At 50.7% G+C, this 203-nt stretch carries 1 rRNA gene; it reads left to right on the plus strand.

Annotated elements, in window-relative coordinates:
* Positions 1-115 precede the first annotated feature (115 nt).
* Positions 116-203, plus strand: a 5S ribosomal RNA gene (gene rrf, locus WFI24_RS34475); the annotation flags it as partial.

Consider the following 203-nt stretch of genomic DNA (forward strand, 5'->3'; position numbering starts at 1 on the left):
GGAGCTGACCAGTACTAATCGGTCGAGGGCTTATCCAATTAGCAAGTTCTAAATCGCATGTTTCGTTTCGAATCTAGTTTTCAGAGAACAACAACTCTGAAATGTAAGCTACGCGTTTGGTGGCGATGGCGGAGGGGTTCCACACGTACCCATCCCGAACACGACCGTTAAGCCCTCTAGCGCCGATGGTACTTGGACCGCAG

Source organism: Paenibacillus sp. USHLN196, from assembly GCF_037144955.1.
GTDB classification, from domain to species: domain Bacteria; phylum Bacillota; class Bacilli; order Paenibacillales; family Paenibacillaceae; genus Paenibacillus; species Paenibacillus xylanexedens_C.